This window comes from Pseudomonas sp. SIMBA_067, assembly GCF_046534675.1.
Classification (GTDB): domain Bacteria; phylum Pseudomonadota; class Gammaproteobacteria; order Pseudomonadales; family Pseudomonadaceae; genus Aquipseudomonas; species Aquipseudomonas putida.
Map to the genome: position 1 here is coordinate 1 of NZ_JAWRYH010000475.1, position 270 is coordinate 270.

Annotated in this window: 1 protein-coding gene; it reads left to right on the forward strand. The window is 53.0% G+C overall.

The features are described from left to right. Positions 1-270, forward strand: a 270-nt coding sequence (locus SB765_RS29955; RefSeq protein ID WP_410932539.1) for a DDE-type integrase/transposase/recombinase, incomplete at both ends; no start/stop codon positions are given.

Consider the following 270-nt stretch of genomic DNA (forward strand, 5'->3'; position numbering starts at 1 on the left):
GGTACATGGTCAAAGACATCTACAGCCGCAAGCTTGTAGTTAACGAAGTCCATGAATCCGAATGTGCTGAGAACGCCTGCGTGCTGCTTGAGAAGGGGTGTTTGCGTGAGCGAACAGCGGGTCGTCCTTTGGTGCTGCACTCTGACAACGGCCTCGTGATGAGGGGCTCACTGTTACGCGAACAAATGATTTCGCTGGGTGTTAAGCCTTCGTTCAGTCGTCCGCGGGTGAGCAATGATAATGCTTATGCGGAAACACTCTTCCGCACTG